17 protein-coding genes are annotated in these 17,533 nt (G+C 65.9%); 10 read left to right on the top strand and 7 right to left on the bottom strand.

Annotated features, from left to right (window positions below; genetic code table 11):
- Positions 1-25 precede the first annotated feature (25 nt).
- Positions 26-1,192 (top strand): adenylyltransferase/sulfurtransferase MoeZ, encoded by a 1,167-nt coding sequence (gene moeZ, locus ABZ677_RS20505; protein ID WP_094742139.1) that lies wholly within the window; start codon positions 26-28, stop codon positions 1,190-1,192.
- Positions 1,193-1,252: 60 nt separating this feature from the next.
- Positions 1,253-2,107 carry a TIGR02569 family protein gene (locus ABZ677_RS20500; protein WP_037190242.1) on the top strand — a complete coding sequence of 285 codons (855 nt, stop codon included), beginning with the start codon at positions 1,253-1,255 and terminating at the stop codon, positions 2,105-2,107.
- Here ABZ677_RS20500 and ABZ677_RS20495 read toward each other — a convergent pair.
- Positions 2,097-2,807, bottom strand: a complete 711-nt coding sequence (locus tag ABZ677_RS20495; protein ID WP_358372689.1) for an FCD domain-containing protein — start codon at positions 2,805-2,807, stop codon at positions 2,097-2,099. The two genes, ABZ677_RS20500 and ABZ677_RS20495, sit on opposite strands and share 11 nt — an antisense overlap.
- An 81-nt stretch (positions 2,808-2,888) precedes the next feature.
- On the opposite strand from ABZ677_RS20495, the gene ABZ677_RS20490 reads away from it, so the two are divergent.
- The 6 genes from ABZ677_RS20490 to ABZ677_RS20465 all read left to right on the top strand — a co-directional run bounded on the left by ABZ677_RS20490 (position 2,889) and on the right by ABZ677_RS20465 (position 10,767).
- Complete coding sequence (locus tag ABZ677_RS20490) at positions 2,889-4,130, top strand: MFS transporter (protein ID WP_052047594.1); 1,242 nt, start codon at positions 2,889-2,891, stop codon at positions 4,128-4,130.
- Between the two features lie 238 nt (positions 4,131-4,368).
- Complete coding sequence (locus ABZ677_RS20485) at positions 4,369-5,760, top strand: nitrate/nitrite transporter (RefSeq protein ID WP_094742239.1); 1,392 nt, start codon at positions 4,369-4,371, stop codon at positions 5,758-5,760.
- A gap of 61 nt (positions 5,761-5,821) precedes the next feature.
- Positions 5,822-8,317 (top strand): nitrite reductase large subunit NirB, encoded by a 2,496-nt coding sequence (gene nirB / locus ABZ677_RS20480; protein WP_358372685.1) that lies wholly within the window; start codon positions 5,822-5,824, stop codon positions 8,315-8,317.
- Between the two features lie 121 nt (positions 8,318-8,438).
- Positions 8,439-8,831, top strand: a complete 393-nt coding sequence (gene nirD, locus ABZ677_RS20475; protein ID WP_037189868.1) for a nitrite reductase small subunit NirD — start codon at positions 8,439-8,441, stop codon at positions 8,829-8,831.
- Positions 8,828-10,039, top strand: a complete 1,212-nt coding sequence (locus tag ABZ677_RS20470; protein ID WP_358372682.1) for a uroporphyrinogen-III synthase — start codon at positions 8,828-8,830, stop codon at positions 10,037-10,039. Before nirD ends, ABZ677_RS20470 begins: the two co-directional genes overlap by 4 nt.
- Positions 10,039-10,767, top strand: a complete 729-nt coding sequence (locus ABZ677_RS20465) for a sirohydrochlorin chelatase (protein WP_358372679.1) — start codon at positions 10,039-10,041, stop codon at positions 10,765-10,767. The genes ABZ677_RS20470 and ABZ677_RS20465 overlap by 1 nt, the downstream gene beginning before the upstream one ends.
- Here the strand turns inward: ABZ677_RS20465 and ABZ677_RS20460 are convergent.
- The 6 genes from ABZ677_RS20460 to ABZ677_RS20435 are packed head-to-tail and all read right to left on the bottom strand — an operon-like array spanning position 10,721 to position 15,611.
- Positions 10,721-12,508, bottom strand: a complete 1,788-nt coding sequence (locus tag ABZ677_RS20460; RefSeq protein WP_358372676.1) for an NTP transferase domain-containing protein — start codon at positions 12,506-12,508, stop codon at positions 10,721-10,723. The two genes, ABZ677_RS20465 and ABZ677_RS20460, sit on opposite strands and share 47 nt — an antisense overlap.
- A 13-nt stretch (positions 12,509-12,521) precedes the next feature.
- Complete coding sequence (locus ABZ677_RS20455; RefSeq protein ID WP_037189865.1) at positions 12,522-12,968, bottom strand: PaaI family thioesterase; 447 nt, start codon at positions 12,966-12,968, stop codon at positions 12,522-12,524.
- Positions 12,965-13,306 (bottom strand): MGMT family protein, encoded by a 342-nt coding sequence (locus tag ABZ677_RS20450; RefSeq protein WP_358372673.1) that lies wholly within the window; start codon positions 13,304-13,306, stop codon positions 12,965-12,967. Before ABZ677_RS20450 ends, ABZ677_RS20455 begins: the two co-directional genes overlap by 4 nt.
- Complete coding sequence (locus tag ABZ677_RS20445) at positions 13,307-14,083, bottom strand: alpha/beta hydrolase (RefSeq protein ID WP_358372670.1); 777 nt, start codon at positions 14,081-14,083, stop codon at positions 13,307-13,309.
- A gap of 23 nt (positions 14,084-14,106) precedes the next feature.
- Positions 14,107-14,883 carry an ABC transporter permease gene (locus tag ABZ677_RS20440; RefSeq protein ID WP_358372667.1) on the bottom strand — a complete coding sequence of 259 codons (777 nt, stop codon included), beginning with the start codon at positions 14,881-14,883 and terminating at the stop codon, positions 14,107-14,109.
- Positions 14,880-15,611, bottom strand: coding sequence for an ABC transporter ATP-binding protein (locus tag ABZ677_RS20435; RefSeq protein ID WP_358372664.1), 732 nt, complete (start codon positions 15,609-15,611; stop codon positions 14,880-14,882). Before ABZ677_RS20435 ends, ABZ677_RS20440 begins: the two co-directional genes overlap by 4 nt.
- Before the next feature lie 136 nt (positions 15,612-15,747).
- On the opposite strand from ABZ677_RS20435, the gene ABZ677_RS20430 reads away from it, so the two are divergent.
- The gene (locus tag ABZ677_RS20430; RefSeq protein WP_358372661.1) at positions 15,748-16,869 is read left to right on the top strand and encodes a histidine kinase; all 1,122 of its coding nucleotides are present in this window, start codon (positions 15,748-15,750) and stop codon (positions 16,867-16,869) included.
- Entirely contained in the window at positions 16,866-17,510 is a 645-nt protein-coding gene (locus ABZ677_RS20425; RefSeq protein WP_358372658.1) for a response regulator transcription factor, read from the top strand. The genes ABZ677_RS20430 and ABZ677_RS20425 overlap by 4 nt, the downstream gene beginning before the upstream one ends.
- Positions 17,511-17,533: the final 23 nt, after the last annotated feature.

The following is a 17,533-nucleotide window of genomic DNA, read 5'->3' as shown; positions in this document are numbered from 1 at the left end:
TCGATTCGAGGAGCGTCGCTGCGTCGTGGTCCACCTACCTCCGCTGGTCGAACCCGCAGGCGAACTGACGCCCGAGGACGTCGCGCGGTACAGCCGGCACCTGATCATCCCCAGTGTCGGAACCGACGGTCAGAAGCGACTGCGCAACGCCCGCGTGCTCGTCGTCGGTGCCGGGGGACTGGGTTCACCCGCGCTGCTGTATCTCGCAGCTGCCGGTGTCGGAACTCTGGGCATCGTGGAATTCGACGATGTCGAACTGTCGAACCTGCAACGGCAGATCATTCACGGCCGATCCGACGTGGGTCGTCCGAAGGCCGACAGCGCCAGGGACTCGATTCTCGAACTCAACGACGGCGTCGAGGTGGCGCTGCACCGTGTTCGACTCGACTCGTCGAACGCGCTCGAGCTCTTTCGGCAGTACGACCTCGTGCTCGACGGGACCGACAACTTCGCCACCCGATACCTCGTCAACGACGCGGCTGCCCTGGTCGGAATCCCGTACGTGTGGGGTTCGATCTACCGGTTCGAGGGGCAGGTGTCGGTGTTCTGGGATCGGGCCCCCGGCGACGCAGGCATCAACTATCGCGACCTGTACCCCGAGGCTCCGCCGCCGGGCATGGTGCCCTCGTGCGCCGAGGGTGGGGTGCTGGGGGTGCTGTGCGCGTCGATCGGGTCGGTCATGGTCACCGAGGCCATCAAGCTGATCACCGGAATCGGCGAGACGTTGCTGGGTCGATTGATGATCTACGACGCCCTGGCGATGAGCTATCGAACCGTCGGTCTGACTCGGGACCCGCATCGAACGCCGATCACCGAGCTGATCGATTACGAGGCATTCTGCGGAGTGGTCCCGGCCACCGAATCCACCGGTGAGTCGATCACCCCGGCGGAGCTGCACGCAATGATGCAGTCCGGTCGCGAGGTTGCCCTCATCGACGTGCGTGAGCCGGTGGAGTGGGACATCGTCCGCATCGACGGTGCGCGTTCGATACCCAAGGATCGAATTCTGTCGGGGGCCGCAATGGCAGATCTCCCGCAGCACATCCCCATCGTGCTCTACTGCAAAACCGGCATCAGGTCCGCAGAGGTGCTCTCCGCCCTCGTCGGTGCCGGTTTCTCGGACGCCTCCCATCTGCACGGCGGAATAGTGGAGTGGGCCAAGCAGATCGATCCCGGTCTGCCCATGTACTGATGCGGTCCGTGTGTGCGCGTCGTTCGCAGTGGCACCGCGATCGGCGGTAGCGTGGCGCTCGTGAGCTCTGTCGAACCTCCTCAGCACGTGATCTCTACGTTCGGGCTGCGCGATGTCGAGCCTGCACCTCTCGGCGCGGACTGGGACGGTGGATGGCGTCTGGGCGACGTCGTGCTGTCTCCGGTGGCAGACCATGCCCGCGCCGCGTGGTCGGCCAAGGTGCGCGAGACCTTGACCGTGGACGGGGTTCGTCTCGCCCGACCGGTGCGTTCCACCGACGGCCGTTACGTCGTGTCGGGCTGGCGAGCGGACACGTTCGTCGCCGGTGAACCGGAGCCCCGCCACGACGAGGTGATCTCGTTGTCGATGCGGTTGCATGCGGCGACCGCGCAACTCGAGCGACCCCGATTCCTGGTTCAGCCGCCCGTGGCGCCGTGGGCCGACGTGGACGTGTTCGTTGCTGCCGACAGAGCTGCATGGGAGGCGGTCCCACTGCGCTCGGCTCGCGGTGCAGGGGCACCCGAGCCGTCGTCCAGCGATGGCAAGAGCAGCCTGGAATTGGTCAAACAGCTTGCGACACTACGCAAGCCAGTCGAGTCGCCTGATCAGTTGGTGCACGGTGATCTGTTCGGAACGGTGTTGTTCTCCGGAAGCGATGCCCCCGGAATCAGTGACATCACCCCGTACTGGCGTCCCGCGCCGTGGGCTGCCGGGGTGGCCGTGGTGGACGCCCTCTCCTGGGGTGACGCCGACGACGGTCTGGTCGGCCGCTGGGACGATCTACCGGAATGGCCGCAGATGTTGTTGCGCGCGTTGATCTTTCGTCTCGCAGTGCACGCGCTTCACCCACGTTCGACGTCGGAGGCCTTCCCCGGCTTGGCACGAACAGCAGATCTGGTGCGCCTCATTCTGTGAGTTCTGGTGCGCGAGCCGGGAGTTCCTCTGCGCGAGCCGGTGATTCGGAGAGTTCGTGGAACAGAGACCGAGCGGCATGCATCGCGCGGGCGGCGTCGCCGTCGATGACCGCCGCCACGAGTGCGGTGTGTTCGTCGATGTAATCGTCGTCGTGCTCGATCGCATGGTGGCGCATGGCGTCGTGGATCACCGGCAGCAGTGAATCGTAGAACTCCAGATAGATGGCGTTGTGGCTGGCCGCGACGATGGCGCGGTGCAGCCGTGCGTCGATCCGAACGGCATCCGCCAGCGGCGTTTCGTCGGACCACGCCGCATTGCGATCGGCCAGCGCGCTCAGCATCGCGACGATGTCGTCGTCGTCGCGTCGGTCGGCGGCAAGAGCCGCCGCGGTGACTTCCAGTGTCTCGCGCAGCTCGGTGACGTCGCGGTGCCGAGCGTCCGAGAAGTACTTTCCCAAGGTTCCGCCCAGGTCGGAGCACGTCATGACGAACGTGCCCGAACCCTGCCTGCGTTCGACCATGCCTGCGTGGACGAGTGCCTGCACTGCTTCACGCACGGTGTTTCGCCCGGTGCCGGTCATCTCGCACAGTTCGGGTTCGGTGGGAATGCGGGTACCCACCGGCCATCGCTGCGAGGTGATCTCCTCGCGCAGCGCAGCCGTCACCTGGGAGATCAGGCTCGATCGCTGGACCTGCCGCACGTGGGCTCCTCATGCCGGGGACGTTGCAGCGTCGATAGTAATGCTTTGCACCCAATGATCCGGTCATCCTATGATTACGCGGTGAGTGCGCCTACCGTCCCCGCCGCCCGAACCGTCGGTACCTCGCTCCTGCGCGGGCGAATTCTCGTCTTCTCCGCAATCGTTCTGTCAGCACTGACGCTGCGGGCGGCAGTGACCTCGATCAGCCCGCTCTTCGGCAGGATCGGCACCGACCTCGAGTTCGGCGACACGGTTGTCGGCGTCGTCGGAATGTTGCCCCCGGCGATGTTCGCCGTGTTCGGTCTGGCAACACCGTTTCTCGCCAAGCGCACCGGTCTCGAGCGAGCTGCGCTGCTGGCCATGGCACTGACCACCATCGGCATGGCCACCCGTGCATTCGCGCCGAACACCGCCTCGTTGCTCGCCCTGTCCGCGATCGCCCTCGCGGGAATGGGGATCGGAAACGTCGTCATCCCGCCGTTGGTCAAGCGGTACTTCTCCGATCGTCTCGCTGTGGTGAGCACCGTCTACATCTGCGTCATGCAGATCAGCACCATGGTCCCGCCGCTGCTCGCGGTACCCATCGCCGACGCGCACGGATGGCGTGTGTCCATCGGGATCTGGGCCGTGGTCGGCGTCGCGGCCGCACTGCCGTGGCTCGGTGTGGTGGTGGCCCGACGCGGCCACGACGAGAAGGACGTCTCGGCCGAGTCCGGATCGGCCGCGGTGCGCGTGGAACCGAGCGGCCGAATTCATCGATCCTCGCTGGCGTGGGGGATGGTGATGATGTTCGCAATGACCTCCCTGATCACCTACTCCATGCTCACCTGGTTGCCGACGCTGTTGATCGATGCGGGGATCGGAGAAGGCTTGGCCGGTGCTTCTGTCGCGGCCTTCGGCGCGATGGGCTTGGTCACGTCGCTGGCCGCGCCGACTCTCTGTGCGCGAGTGCGTAATCCGTTCGGCCTCGTGGTGGTCGCCGCAGTCTGCTATTTCGGCGGCTTCTCGGGTCTGCACTGGTCGCCTGCCGCCGGTACGGTCGTGTGGGTGTGCCTGGTCGGGCTGGGCACGATGACCTTCCCGATGTCGCTGACGCTGATCAACCTCAGGACGCGTACCGCGGTGGGATCGTCCTCGCTGTCGGGGTTCACTCAGGGACTGGGTTACGTGGTGTCCTCGACCGGTCCGATTCTGTTCGGGCTGCTGCACACGCAGTCCGGTGGATGGGGACTCTCGTTGGTGCTGCTGACCGGGTGTGTGGCGGTTCTGCTGGTCGGAGGATTCCTGTGCTGCCGACCGAGGATGCTCGAAGACACCTGGTGACGCACGACGACCGTTGACGCTTCATCTCACGTCGGTGCCCGTGATCGCGTGAGACCGAGTTAATCTTCCGAGTCATCGCACGCAGCGCCGCTGCAACATGGCTTTCCTATGTTCGGTCCACACACCGATCAGGAGGCCACACGTGACCAGCCTTTCTCGCAGCGCTTCGGCAGATGCCGGCTCAGCCACCACGGCGACCGTTCCGCCCGGAACGGTTCCCGTCTCCGTCAATCATCACATCGCGCACTGGAATTCCGAGGACGTCGAGGCATGGGAGGCCGGCGGCAAGCAGATCGCCAAGCGCAATCTGATCTGGTCGGTCATCGCCGAGCACGTCGGATTCTCGATCTGGTCGATCTGGTCGGTCATGGTGCTGTTCATGCCGTTGTCGGTCTACGGCATCGACGCCGCGGGCAAATTCTTCCTCGTGGCCGTCCCCACACTCGTCGGCGCGATCCTGCGGATTCCGTACACCTTCGCCACGGCGAAGTTCGGTGGGCGTAACTGGACCATCTTCAGTGCTCTGGTGTTGCTGATCCCCACCGTGCTGACGATGTATTTCATGCTCAACCCGGCGTCGTACACCACATACATCATCGTTGCGGCGTTCGCCGGACTCGGCGGCGGTAACTTCGCGTCCTCGATGACGAACATCAATGCGTTCTATCCGCAGCGCGAGAAGGGATGGGCTCTCGGCTTGAACGCGGGCGGCGGCAACATCGGTGTGCCCGTCATCCAGCTCATCGGCTTGCTGGTCATCGCCACCATCGGTAACACCGCCCCCGAGATCGTGTGCGCCGTCTATCTCGTCTTCATCGCGCTGGCCGCCGTCGGTGCCGCGCTGTACATGGACAACCTGGACAACCAGAAGACCAACGGGCGCTCCATGATCGACGTGTTGAAGTTCTCGGACTCGTGGTGGATCGCCTTCCTGTACATCGGCACGTTCGGATCGTTCATCGGCTTCAGCTTCGCGTTCGGGCAGGTACTGCAGATCAACTTCCTCGCCGGACTCACCGACGGGGCACCCGCAACTCCCGCTCTGCAGGCGCAGGCATCGCTGCAGGCCGCTCAGATCGCCTTCATCGGACCGTTGCTCGGGTCGTTGTCGCGGCCGTTCGGCGGCAAGCTCGCCGACAAGATCGGCGGCGGCAAGATCACCCTGTACACGTTCGTGGCCATGACGTTCGCCACCGGAATTCTGGTCGCGGCCAGCACCTGGGACGATTCGACTCCCGGGGCGGCCAGCGGAACGGTGATGGTGCTCTTCGTCGTCGGATTCATCGCCCTCTTCCTGCTCTCGGGCCTCGGAAACGGATCGGTCTACAAGATGATCCCCGCCATCTTCGCTGCGAAATCTGCTCAGCTTCAGGGCATGACGGTCGACGAGCAACAGCACTGGTCGCGCAAGATGTCCGGTGCCCTCATCGGTATCGCCGGTGCGATCGGCGCTCTCGGCGGCGTCGGAATCAACCTGGTGCTGCGGGCGTCGTACTCGGGTACCGCGAAGTCCGCGACCACGGCATTCTGGGTGTTCCTCGGCTTCTACATCGTCTGCGCGATCGTCACCTGGGCGATCTACCTGCGCAAGACGAATTCCGCCGACGCCGACGCACCGGTAGCCGTCTGAGGATCCATCACCGGCAATGACGAAACGCCCTGCACGGCAACGTAGATCGGAAGGACCCGCAATGAAGAACGCGGTAGTGGTAGGTCACGGGATGGTCGGACACCGATTCGTCGAAGCGTTGCGTGCGCGCGACGAGGCGGCCGAGTGGAAGGTCACGGTCCTGTGCGAGGAGGCACTGGCGGCGTACGACAGGGTGGGACTGTCGTCCTACGTCGGTGCCTGGGACCACAAGGAACTCGCTCTGGCGGGGAACGATTATCCCGGCGACACACTCGTCGAGATGCGCACCGGAGTACGTGCCGATCGCATAGACCGTGACCACCGCACCGTCGTGACCTCGGCGGGAGACGCGGTCGAGTACGACGCTCTTGTCCTCGCCACCGGTTCCTACCCGTTCGTGCCGCCGATCACCGGACACGACCTGCCCGCGTGCTTCGTCTACCGCACCCTCGACGACCTGGACAAGATCCGTGCCCGCGCCGACGCTGCGGGACCGGGAGCCGTCGGTGTGGTGGTCGGCGGTGGTCTGCTCGGGCTCGAAGCGGCGAACGCGCTGAAGAAGATGGGCATGACCCCGCACGTCATCGAGTTCGCTCCACGATTGATGCCGCTGCAGGTGGACGAGGGCGGCGGTGCGCTGTTGGCCCGCCTCGTCACCGAACTCGGGCTGAACGTACATGTGGGAGTGGGCACGTCGTCGATCTCCGAGAACGACAGCGCCGGCCTGACGGTCGAGCTGAGCGACGGCAGCACCATCGACGCCGCGTTGCTGGTGTTCTCCGCCGGTGTGCGTCCCCAGGATCGGCTGGCACGCGAGAGTGGCCTCGAGGTCGGTGAGCGCGGCGGCATCATGGTCGACATCGGCTGCAGTACCTCCGACCCTGCCGTCTACGCGATCGGCGAATGTGCCGCCGTCGAGGGTCGGTGCTACGGGCTGGTCGCTCCCGGATATTCGACGGCGGAGGTCGTGGCCGACCGATTGCTCGGTGGCGCAGCACAATTCCCGGGTGCAGACATGTCCACCAAGCTCAAGCTGATGGGTGTCGACGTCGCCAGTTTCGGCGACGCGATGGCGGCCACCCCTGGTGCGCTCGAGGTGGTGTTCAGCGATGCGCCCAAGGGCACGTACGCCAAGCTCGTCGTGACCGACGACGCGAAGACCCTCCTGGGCGGCATCCTCGTCGGCGATGCTTCCGCGTACTCGCTGCTGCGTCCGCTCGTCGGACGCGAGTTGCCCGGCGACCCGGGAGCCCTGATCTCACCGGCGGCCGAACAGGTCGGGATCGGCGCACTTCCCGACGACGCCGAGATCTGTTCCTGCAACGGCGTGAGCAAGGGTGCCATCTGCTCGGCGATCGCCGATGGGGCCTGCGATCTGGCGGCCGTGAAGAGCTGCACCACCGCGGGCACCACCTGTGGCGGATGCCTGCCCTCGATCAAGTCGCTGCTCGCCGCGTCCGGTGTTGTCCTCTCGAAGTCGTTGTGCGAGCACTTCTCTCAGTCCAGAGCCGAGCTGTTCGAGATCGTGCGGGCCACGAACACCCGCACCTTCTCCTCGCTGATCGCCAAGTACGGTGCGGGAGCGGGGTGTGACATCTGCAAGCCCGTCGTCGCGTCGATCCTCGCGTCGACCTCCTCGGATCACATTCTCGACGGTGAGCAGGCGTCGCTGCAGGACACCAACGACCACTTCCTGGCCAACATCCAGAAGAACGGCACGTACTCGGTTGTGCCCCGGATGCCCGGCGGCGAGTGCACGCCCGAGCAACTGATCGTCATCGGTGAGGTCGCCCGCGATTTCAGGCTGTACACCAAGGTGACCGGAGGTCAGCGCATCGACATGTTCGGTGCCCGCGTCGAGCAGCTACCGGCGATCTGGAAGCGCCTCGTGGACGCGGGTATGGAATCGGGCCAGGCCTACGGAAAGTCGCTGCGGACGGTCAAGAGCTGCGTCGGATCGAGTTGGTGCCGTTACGGCGTCCAGGATTCGGTGGGGATGGCGGTCGATCTCGAGAACCGCTACCGAGGTCTGCGGTCGCCGCACAAGATCAAGTTCGGGGTCTCGGGCTGCGCACGAGAATGCGCCGAGGCTCGCGGCAAGGACGTCGGAATCATCGCGACGGAGGGCGGCTGGAATCTGTACGTGGCCGGCAACGGCGGTCAGTCACCCAAGCACGCTCAATTGCTGGCCTCCAACCTCGACGATGCCACCCTGGTCAGCTACATCGACCGCTACCTCATGTTCTACGTGCGCACTGCCGATCGGCTGCAGCGCACGGCACCGTGGCTCGAATCGCTCGACGGGGGACTCGATCACCTCAGAGCGGTCGTGTGCGAGGACAGTCTCGGGATCGGTGCGGAGCTCGAGGCCGACATGGGACGCCATGTCGCCGGATACAAGGACGAGTGGGCAGGCGTGCTCGAAGACGACGAGAAGCTCGGTCGATTCGTCTCCTTCGTCAATGCTCCGGACGAGGCCGACCCCACCATCGCGTTCGACGAGTCCGGGGCGCGCAAGGTACCCGTGCTGATGGGAATGCCGCGCATCGGCGCGTGAGCCGACGCGGGAGCTGACAACCGGCAGGTCACGAAACTGAGTGCATGTGCACAGACGAGTAATCGCGACTTAACGGGTCAGAAACACAAGCAACGTGGAATAGCTGATCAGGAGGTGCGCCATGACTGTCATCGATTCATCAACAGTGAAGTCACCAACAGCGGTACCGAACGGCATCGCTCGTGATTGGACCCCGGCCTGCACACTCGACGCGCTGATTCCCGGGCGCGGAGTGGCGGTGCTCCTGCGAGGCGGCACCCAGGCAGCGCTGTTTCTGCTCGACGACGGACGACTGTTCGCGGTGGGCAACATCGATCCGTACGGACGTGCAGCAGTCATGTCACGCGGACTGGTGGGAGACCGTGGGGGTGAACCCACCGTTGCATCGCCGCTGCTCAAGCAGGTCTTCTCCCTGGCCGACGGGCGCTGCCTCGATGACCCGGAGGTCACCCTCGGATCGTTCGAGGTCTCCTGCGTCGAGGGCGTCGTGCTCGTGCGCGGCGGTTCTACGTGAGCGAAATCGCCGGGGCAGCAACGCCTCTGGCCGGGTTCACCGTCGGGATCACCGCGTCGCGTCGGGCGGAGGAGTTCGCGACTCTGCTCGAGCGGCGCGGGGCCACCGTGATGCATGCCCCCGCAATTCGCATCATCCCACTGGCCGACGACGCCGAACTCGAACGCGTCACCGCCGCCGTCATCGCTGATCCGCCCGAGATCACCGTCGCCACAACAGGAATCGGATTTCGCGGCTGGATCGAGGCGGCGGACGGGTGGGGTCGGGCAGAAGAACTGGGGCGCGCACTCGGCGCGTCGCGCCTGCTGGCTCGCGGACCTAAGGCGAAAGGTGCCATCCGAGCGGCCGATCTGCGCGAGGAATGGTCGCCCGCCTCGGAGTCCTCGGCGGAGGTACTCGAACATCTGCTCGCCGAAGGGGTGGAGGGCAAACGCGTCGCCGTGCAGCTGCACGGCGCGACCACCGAATGGGAGCCTGTTCCCGACTTCTGCGAGGTGTTGCGCTGCGCAGGAGCCGAAGTGGTTCCGGTGCCGGTGTACCGCTGGACCGCGCCCGACGACCAGAGCCCGATGGACCGCATGATCGAAGCCGTCGTCGTCGGCGATCTCGACGCCCTCAGCTTCACCTCGGCACCGGCGGTGGCGTCGATGCTGATGCGCGCCGACGAGAACGGCGTGCTCGAACCTCTGCTGCAATCCATGCGATCGAGGGTGCTGCCGGTGTGCGTCGGACCGGTCACGGCCGCGCCCCTCGAGCAACTGAACGTGGCCACCACGCAGCCCGCACGGGCGCGTCTGGGGGCACTCGCGCGGCACATCGCCGAGGAACTGCCGAGGCGAACCGGCCGGCTGCATGCCGGCGGGCACGTCGTCAGCGTCCGCGGTAAGTGCGTGGTGGTCGACGGTGAAGTCCGACCGGTGTCCCCGGCAGGCATGGCACTGATGAAGACATTGGCCCGCAATCCCGGACGCGTCGTCTCCCGTGAGGACCTGTTGGCCTCGCTGCCGGGCGGAGGCGGCGACACCCATGCGGTGGAAACCGCGATGACCAGACTCAGGTCATCGCTCGGCGCGCCGAAAGCGATCCAGACCGTGGTCAAGCGTGGCTATCGCATCGCACTCGATCACATAGAGACCGAAACGGACTGCGATCCCGACGAGCCTGCCGTGCGCGCACGTGCGGCCGTCGTAGAAGGGGGAAAGTACTGATGACACCGACTTTGGTGTTGGTTGCACACGGCACCCGGAACCCCCGTGGTGTCGAGATGATCGCCGCACTCGCCGATGCCGTCTCGACGCAGATCGGTACCACGCGCGTGGCATTCGTCGACGTACTCGGGCCGTCCCCGGCCGAGGTGCTGCGTGACACCCCCGAGTCGGCGGTCGTGGTTCCCGCTTTCCTTGCATCGGGTTACCACGTCCACACCGATGTGCCGCGAGAGATCGCCGACAGCGCCCACACGTCGGTTGCGGTCACCCGCGCTCTCGGACCCGACCGGGTGCTGGCCGAGGTCATGCTGGACCGATTGCGCGATGCAGGATGGCAGGCGGGTGACTGCATCGTGCTCGCTGCCGCAGGATCTTCCGACGCTCGAGCGTTGGAAGAACACCGGCGCGCGGCAGCGATGCTGGCCGACGTCTCTCGGGTCCCGGTACGGATCGGGTACGTCGCCACCAGTACTCCCACCGTGTCCGACGCGGTGTCGACTCTGCGCGAAGCCGGGCACACACGTGTGTTCGTGGCGTCGTATCTGTTGGCGCGCGGGCTCTTTCACACTCGTTTGGGTGACGCCGGGGCCGACGGCGTCGGTGAACCCCTCGGAGTGCATGCCGCGATCGTCGATCTCGTTGTCGCTCGGTATCGCGAGGGTGTTCGCTCTCTCGGTGAATCTAGCGGTGCGGCAGCGGAAGAATTGTCACCGGCTCGTCGGCGCTGACCTCGGCCGGAATCACAGCCAGTGCGTCGCGGCCGACGAGGTGACCCAGGTGCGCCGTGCGGACCTGGGTATCTGCTCGCCACCGCGTGCCGTCCGCGGTGACCGGGACGATGCGGGGAGTCGCGGACCGAACCTCGGCGGCGTTGGACAACAGGCCGATCCGCGATGGGCGCACCGTTCTCCCGGTCAGGGCATCGACGATGGCGGGCGCGGTGAGCATCGCGGTACCGACGGCCGCCAGCGGGTTCCCCGGTAGGCCGAGCACCACCGTGCCGTCGGGCAGTGCCGCGGTGATCTGAGAACCGCCGGGACGCATGCGCATTCGTCCGACGACGGTTTCGGCATCGATGCCGGCGAGGGTCGCGCGGAGCTGATCGGCCGCCCCGCCTCCGGTTGCCCCGACGACGACGATCACGTCCACGTCCTGGGTTCGGGTCAGCACGTCTCGAAACCCCGTCGCAGAGTCGTCGAGCAGCGTCACATCGACGACGGTGATGCCGCAGTGTGCAAGATACTCCGGCAACACCGACCCGAGAACGTCCCTGGTCTCGCCGGGAGCGAGTGGTCCGGTGGATCGAATCTCGTTGCCGCTGATGATTACTCGTCCGCGTACCGGACCGCGCACCGCCACCTCGAACACCTCGGCACTGGCGGCGAGTGACCGTACGGCCGCATCGATCGGGGTGAATGCTGCGACGAGTTCGGTCCCGGGCAGCCAGTCCTCGCCGCGCCGACGCGTGTCGTCGGATTGCGGAGCCGTCGGAATCCGCCGAGCCGAATCGTCGGACTCGCGGGTCATGTGTTCGTCGCGAACCACCGATGTCGCTCCGGGCGGAAGCGCAGCGCCGGTCGCGATGCGCACGGCCGTTCCTTCGGTGAGTCGGGCGATGTCGGCGCTTCCGGCGTACGCGATGTCGGACCGGAGCGTCCATGGTTCGGTGCCGCAGACCGCGTACCCGTCCATCGCGGAGATGTCGACTGCGGGCAACGCGGTCTGGGATACGAGGGGTTCCGCGAGGACGGTTCCGGCGCTGTCCTGCAGGGGAATTCGCCTGATCGGCAGGGCGGGGATCCGGCTCCGAATGCGGTGGAGTGCGTCGCCGACCTCGAGCGTTTCCGACGGCCGTGCGGCCAGGCGGGCGGCGAGAAGATCGGCGCGGGTGTCGCAGTCCTCGACACCGGAGACTGCGATCACCAGATGATCGGCCGGAAGGATGGTGCGCATGGGCGCGCCCTCCACCGAATCCAGCTGTGCCACAGCGGAACGCAACGCGGCATACCGCCAGACTCCCAGCAGAAACTGCGTGCGACCCGCATCGTCGCGCGCGAAGACGGCGTCCGTCTGTGTGTTCTGCATCGAATCGATCAACGAAACGACCGCCTGGGCGTCGAGAAACGGGATGTCCGACGCGATGACCACCACCAGATCTGCAGTGCCCTCCGGATCTGCACGGTCGTCGAGTGATCGCAGTCCAGCGGCGAGGGCGGCGACGGGCCCACCGCCCGCGGGGGACTCCCGAGTCTGCGCCACGTACTCGGGTACTCCGGTACGGTTCGGACCCACCAGAACCGTTCTGCGGCAGCCCGATACTGCGTCCACGGCAATGTCGACCATGCGACGACCGCCGACGGTCATCGCAGGCTTGTCGACCTCCTGCGGCGCACTGGGGTGCTCGGGATCTGCCATCCTGGACCCTCGGCCGCCGGCGAGGACGATCGCGTCGCAGACCGGCTGTGTCACGGTGCGAGCTCTGTCATGTCGGCAGCGGCACGTTCTGCAGGCGAACCTGCCCGCGTGCAATGACTTTTCCGCTGTCCGAGGCGGTGATCGTCACCAGCCACAGTTGCTGAATTCTGCCTTGCTGCAACGGTTCCGCGACAACGTCGACGCGGCCGCCCTTGCTGGCGCGCAGAAAGTCGGTGCCGTTGTGTACGCCGACCGCGAACTCGCCACGATCCTTGACCGCTTCGCTGGCACCGATGCTGGCGGCGCTCTCGACGGCAGTGGTGTAGACGCCGCCGTGGACGACGCCCCACGGCGTGAAGTGCTCGTCCGTCAAATCGATGTGCCCCGCCACTCTGGTACCCGAGACCTCGTCGACGACGAGACCGGCGGAGGCGACGAAGGTGCTCGCCTTCGACAGCGCGAACTTCGCCGTGGGGCGTGGATCGAACTGCTCGAGTGCGTCCCTGATGTTCATTCTCCGAGATTAGTGGTCGGTGCAGGTGACGGTGGGAGCGCCCCGAAGTCGAATCGAATCGAGCTCAGTGGCACCCGCCCGTCGTGAATCTGCACGCCTTCGCTGCGCAGAGTCTCGAGCTGCCTCGAGGCCAGGTGCGGGGCGGGTCTTCCGCTTGCGCCGAGGACTCGATGCCAGGGCAGGTCGGCGGAATCGGTGCGCATGATCCATCCGACGATGCGAGGGCTCGACAGGTCGGCAGCGGCCGCGATGTCTCCGTACGTGGCGACGAATCCCGAGGGAATGGACGCGACCAACGCGCGAACTCGCTCGACCTGGTCTTCGGTGATCGGGGCCATCTAGAGCACGGATCGCACCAGCTCGGCCACCTCGACCGGCTTGGCCTGGCCGACCATGTGATCGCAGTCGAGTTCGACGGTACGCAGGTTATCGCCCAGTCGATCTCGCAGCGCCGAGAGAAATTCCTCTGTGACATAGGGAGGTTGGACGCGCATGGCCCGCACCACGATGGTCGGGACGGACTCGGCGGGGACCACGATCGGACGTGCGAGCTCGCCCCACGTCGCGACGATCGCCGGAATCGACATTCGCCACGCGACCTTTCCGCCGTCGGCGGGGACCAGGTGATCGGCGACCTCGCGGTCGAGCAATTCGGTCGGTACATCCGCCCACGCCCCGTGGATCTTCTCCGAGCGCGCCTCGTCGGCGTCGGTGTAGTCGGGGGATTTCGCGGTGGCTTCGGCAACCTCGAGCAGCTCCTCCGGCGGCAGAGCGATCGCGGGATCGAGCAGAACCAGGGCACGTACCGCATCCGGGAATTTTTGCGCGAGATGCACGGCCAACGCGCCGCCGTACGAATGTCCGAGGACCACGACCGGGCCACGTGCATGGGCGTCGAGCACGGACTTCAGGGCGATGACCTGAGCGTCGATGTCCCAGGGTGGCGTGGACGGCGAATGTCCGTGGCCGATGAGATCCGGAGCCAGAATCCTGGCTTCGGGGAGGTGATTCTCGGCGAGGTCCCACCACCGGGCACCATGGCCGGTCACACCGTGAACGGCGAGGATTTCGGGACCGTCTGCGGGTCCGAACGTATGCAGATTCAACTCGGGCACGCCGACCACTATGCCGTATCGCGCTAGGACCAGCGAAACAACCGGATCGCGCAGGCGGTTCCAGCGATCACCGCGACCACGAGTCCGATGGGTCCGCCGATGTCGACAGGCGTTCCGGCCCAGGCAGATCCCAGCGCGGTGACGGTCGCACCGAAGGGCAGTACCTCACCGACGGCCGCAACCGGACCGGGTAGATCCGCGACCGGTCCGAACAGTCCGCCGGTGGCACCGAGAACCAGGAACAGGGTCAGACCGATCGCGACGGCCGAGTTCGCTGTGGGTGCAACGGCGGCCACCACGATCCCCAGCGAGTACATCGCCGCGGCACCGATCACCAGAACGGCCGCGACCAGGATCGGATTGTGCGGGGGCGTGATTCCGAAGAGCAGTGCAGCAGTGGACAGAGCGATACCGATTCCGAGTGTGGCTTGGACGGCGCTGGTGATCACTTGCGCAGCCAGCACCTGCGTCGGTCCGATCGGTGTCGTCGACAGTCGCTTCAGCACGCCGGACTTGCGATAGAGCGCAAGAAAGCTTGGCATGTTCACGATTCCGATGACGGCGACGATCATGGTCAGGGCAAGCGGCAGTACGAACCGATCGAAAGCAGTGAACGCGCCCGGCCCGACGATCTCCGCCGAGGTACCGGATCCGTTCATCACCAGTACGAGAACCGGGAGGGCGATGGGGACGATCAGTCCGGCCGTGTCCCGGGTGACCATGCGCATTTCGGCCCCGACGAGTGCGGCGGTGGCGCGCAGGCCCGGACGAGGTGCAGCGTGAATGTCGTGTGCGGTCATGCCGAGCTCCGTTCCGTCATTGTCAGGAATGCGTCTTCGAGGGTGGCTCGGTGCTCGCCTCCGAGGCCGGCGTCGGCGATCAGAGAATCCGGTGTGCCGGTGGCGACGACGGACCCTCGATCGAGAACGGTGATGCGATCGCACAGGCGGTGTATTTCGTCCATGTGATGGCTGATCAGCAGGATGGTGACACCGTCTGCGCGGAGGTCCTCGATCAGTCGCCACACGGTGCGTCGTGCATCCGGATCGAGTCCGGTGGTGAGTTCGTCGAGGATGACGACCCGAGGGGAACCGATCAGGGCGAGGACCACCGACAACCGCTGTTGCTGGCCTCCGGACAATCGCTCGTAGCGCACCAAGCGGTGCTCGTGCAGGCCCACCGCTCGAACGAGAGCGTCTCGATCGGCAGGTCGACGGTAGAAGGAGGCGAACAGATCGACCAGTTCGGTAACGGTGAGCGCGGTGTGAAGGTCGTTGGACTGCAGCTGTACTCCCAGAACGGCTCGCACCCGATCGCGGTCGGTGAAGGGGTCGAGTCCCAGAACTCGCACGGCACCCGAGCTCGGCTTACGAAGGCCCGCAACGGTTTCGACCATTGTCGTTTTGCCGGCACCGTTGCGCCCGAGCAGGCCGTGCGTCTCGCCTTCGGCGATCGTGAGGCTGACGCCTGCCAGGGCGGTGCGCCCCCGATACCGCTGGGTGATGTCTCGAACGTCGATCGCTGCCATCCGATGCTCCCTTCTCGATTGTCTCGAACTCGACGCTAGATCCGCCCTGGTCTGCGCACAGGTGCCGATCGTCACCGATCGTGATCGTGACTTTCGGCAGGGGTGTGCGGACGAAACGGGCGATAGGGTCGACAGAATGAGACGCCTCGGACCCGACGTTCTGGCCGGTGCGTTCGTGTCTGCGCTCGCTGTCGTCATGGGCGCTCTCGTCGTCTTCGATCGGTCGATCGCCGACGAGCTCGAGGTTCCACTGTGGGTCTGGGCTGCGCTGTTCGCGGCCTTTCTGTCGGCGCAGACCGCGGGCATGTGGTGGGAGGATCGGCTGCCGGATCGTCTCGTGCGCGCATGCTTCGCCGCGCAGGTGGTGCTGGCACCGGTTCTGGTGCTGACCGCCCCGACGGCGGGTTGGCTGCCCATTCTGCTGGTCTTCACCTCGACGTTCGCCGTGTATCGGGTGACCGGGTCGTCGGTGGCGGTCATCGTTGCGGTCTACACCTGCTGCGTGGGGGTGTCGGTTGCGATCCGGGGTGGACGGATCTCGGAGATCGCGCTGATCATGTCGATCTATGCAGCGCTGCAGGTGGCCAGCGCGTTGTCGGTGACCGCGCAGCTGCGACAGGCTCGGTTGCGTCGGGAACTTGCGGTCGCTCACGCCGAACTTCGTACCGCCAGTGCGTTGTTGGACGATTCCTCCCGTGCCGACGAGCGATTGCGCATCGCGCGAGAGTTGCACGACGTGCTCGGTCACCAGCTCACCGCACTGAGCCTCGAGCTCGAGGTGGCGTCCCATCAGGTCTCCGAGCCTGCGCGCGAGCATGTCGTTCGGGCCCGATCCATCGCACGTGACCTGCTCGGCGACGTCCGGTCGACGGTCGGCGAGGTGCGCAGCAGGACCCCGGTGCTGGGCGAGTCGCTCGATCGTCTGGTTGCGCACTTGCCCGAACCGGTCGTGCATCTGACGGTCGACCCCGAGATCAGGGTCGACGACGCTCGCGCGGTGGCGGTGGTCCGCTGCGTGCAGGAGATGATCACCAACACCATTCGCCATGCGAATGCCGATGAGATGTGGATCGAGGTAAGCGCGGATCCGACCGGTGCGCTGTCGGTCTCGGTGCGCGACGACGGCCGGGCGTCGGCCGATTTCGAGCCGGGGCACGGGCTGCAAGGAATCCGAGAGCGCATCGAAGGACTGGGCGGCACGGTCACGTTTTCGGTCGATCGCGGGTTCGTGGTCCAGGCGACGGTGCCCGCACCGTGATCACGGTCTTGATCGTCGACGACCACACTCTGGTTCGGCAGGGTATCCGCAGTCTGCTCGAACTGGACCCCGACATCGAGGTGACCGGGGAGGCGGACGACGGCGCTGCTGCGGTCGCGTCGATCGAACTCGATCCTCCCGATGTGGTGTTGCTCGATCTACGTATGCCGCGGTTCGACGGCCTGTGGACGCTTCGTACCCTGCAGGACAGAGGAATTCGGGTTCCGGTCCTGGTTCTGACGACGTTCGACGACGACGAGTTGGTGCTCGGGGCGCTGCGCGCGGGCGCGAAGGGCTATCTGCTCAAGGACGTGACCTTCGAGCGGCTCGGCGGTGCTGTACGTGAACTCGCGGCCGGTCGAACAATGGCACAACCTGCCATCACCGAGAGACTGCTGGACGCTCTTCGGGCCGGGAAGCGCCGCCCTAGCGACGTCGGAGTCGCCGACACACTCACTGCCCGCGAGATCGACGTCCTCCGGCTCGTCGCAAGCGGGTACACCAACAGATCGATAGCCGACGCACTGCATCTGGCCGAGGGAACCGTCAAGAACCACATGTCGTCGGCCATTCTCAAACTCGGTGCCAACGACAGAACCAGCGCCGTTCTGCGTGCATTGCGGGACGGGCTGCTCGACTGATCTCCTCCAGGGTTCCGTCCGGG

Source organism: Rhodococcus sp. NPDC006774 (genome assembly GCF_040636045.1).
GTDB lineage: Bacteria > Actinomycetota > Actinomycetes > Mycobacteriales > Mycobacteriaceae > Rhodococcoides.
The sequence above is the reverse complement of the archived record's forward strand: the minus strand, read 5'-3'. Positions and strand labels throughout refer to the sequence as shown.

Coding starts and splice junctions, on each gene's coding strand:
- nirB (WP_358372685.1), top strand. CDS start 5,822: ATGAAGAACGCGGTAGTGGTAGGTCACGGGATGGTCGGACACCGATTC.
- nirD (WP_037189868.1), top strand. CDS start 8,439: ATGACTGTCATCGATTCATCAACAGTGAAGTCACCAACAGCGGTACCG.
- ABZ677_RS20465 (WP_358372679.1), top strand. CDS start 10,039: ATGACACCGACTTTGGTGTTGGTTGCACACGGCACCCGGAACCCCCGT.
- ABZ677_RS20455 (WP_037189865.1), bottom strand. CDS start 12,968: ATGAACATCAGGGACGCACTCGAGCAGTTCGATCCACGCCCCACGGCG.
- ABZ677_RS20450 (WP_358372673.1), bottom strand. CDS start 13,306: ATGGCCCCGATCACCGAAGACCAGGTCGAGCGAGTTCGCGCGTTGGTC.
- ABZ677_RS20440 (WP_358372667.1), bottom strand. CDS start 14,883: ATGACCGCACACGACATTCACGCTGCACCTCGTCCGGGCCTGCGCGCC.
- ABZ677_RS20435 (WP_358372664.1), bottom strand. CDS start 15,611: ATGGCAGCGATCGACGTTCGAGACATCACCCAGCGGTATCGGGGGCGC.
- ABZ677_RS20430 (WP_358372661.1), top strand. CDS start 15,748: ATGAGACGCCTCGGACCCGACGTTCTGGCCGGTGCGTTCGTGTCTGCG.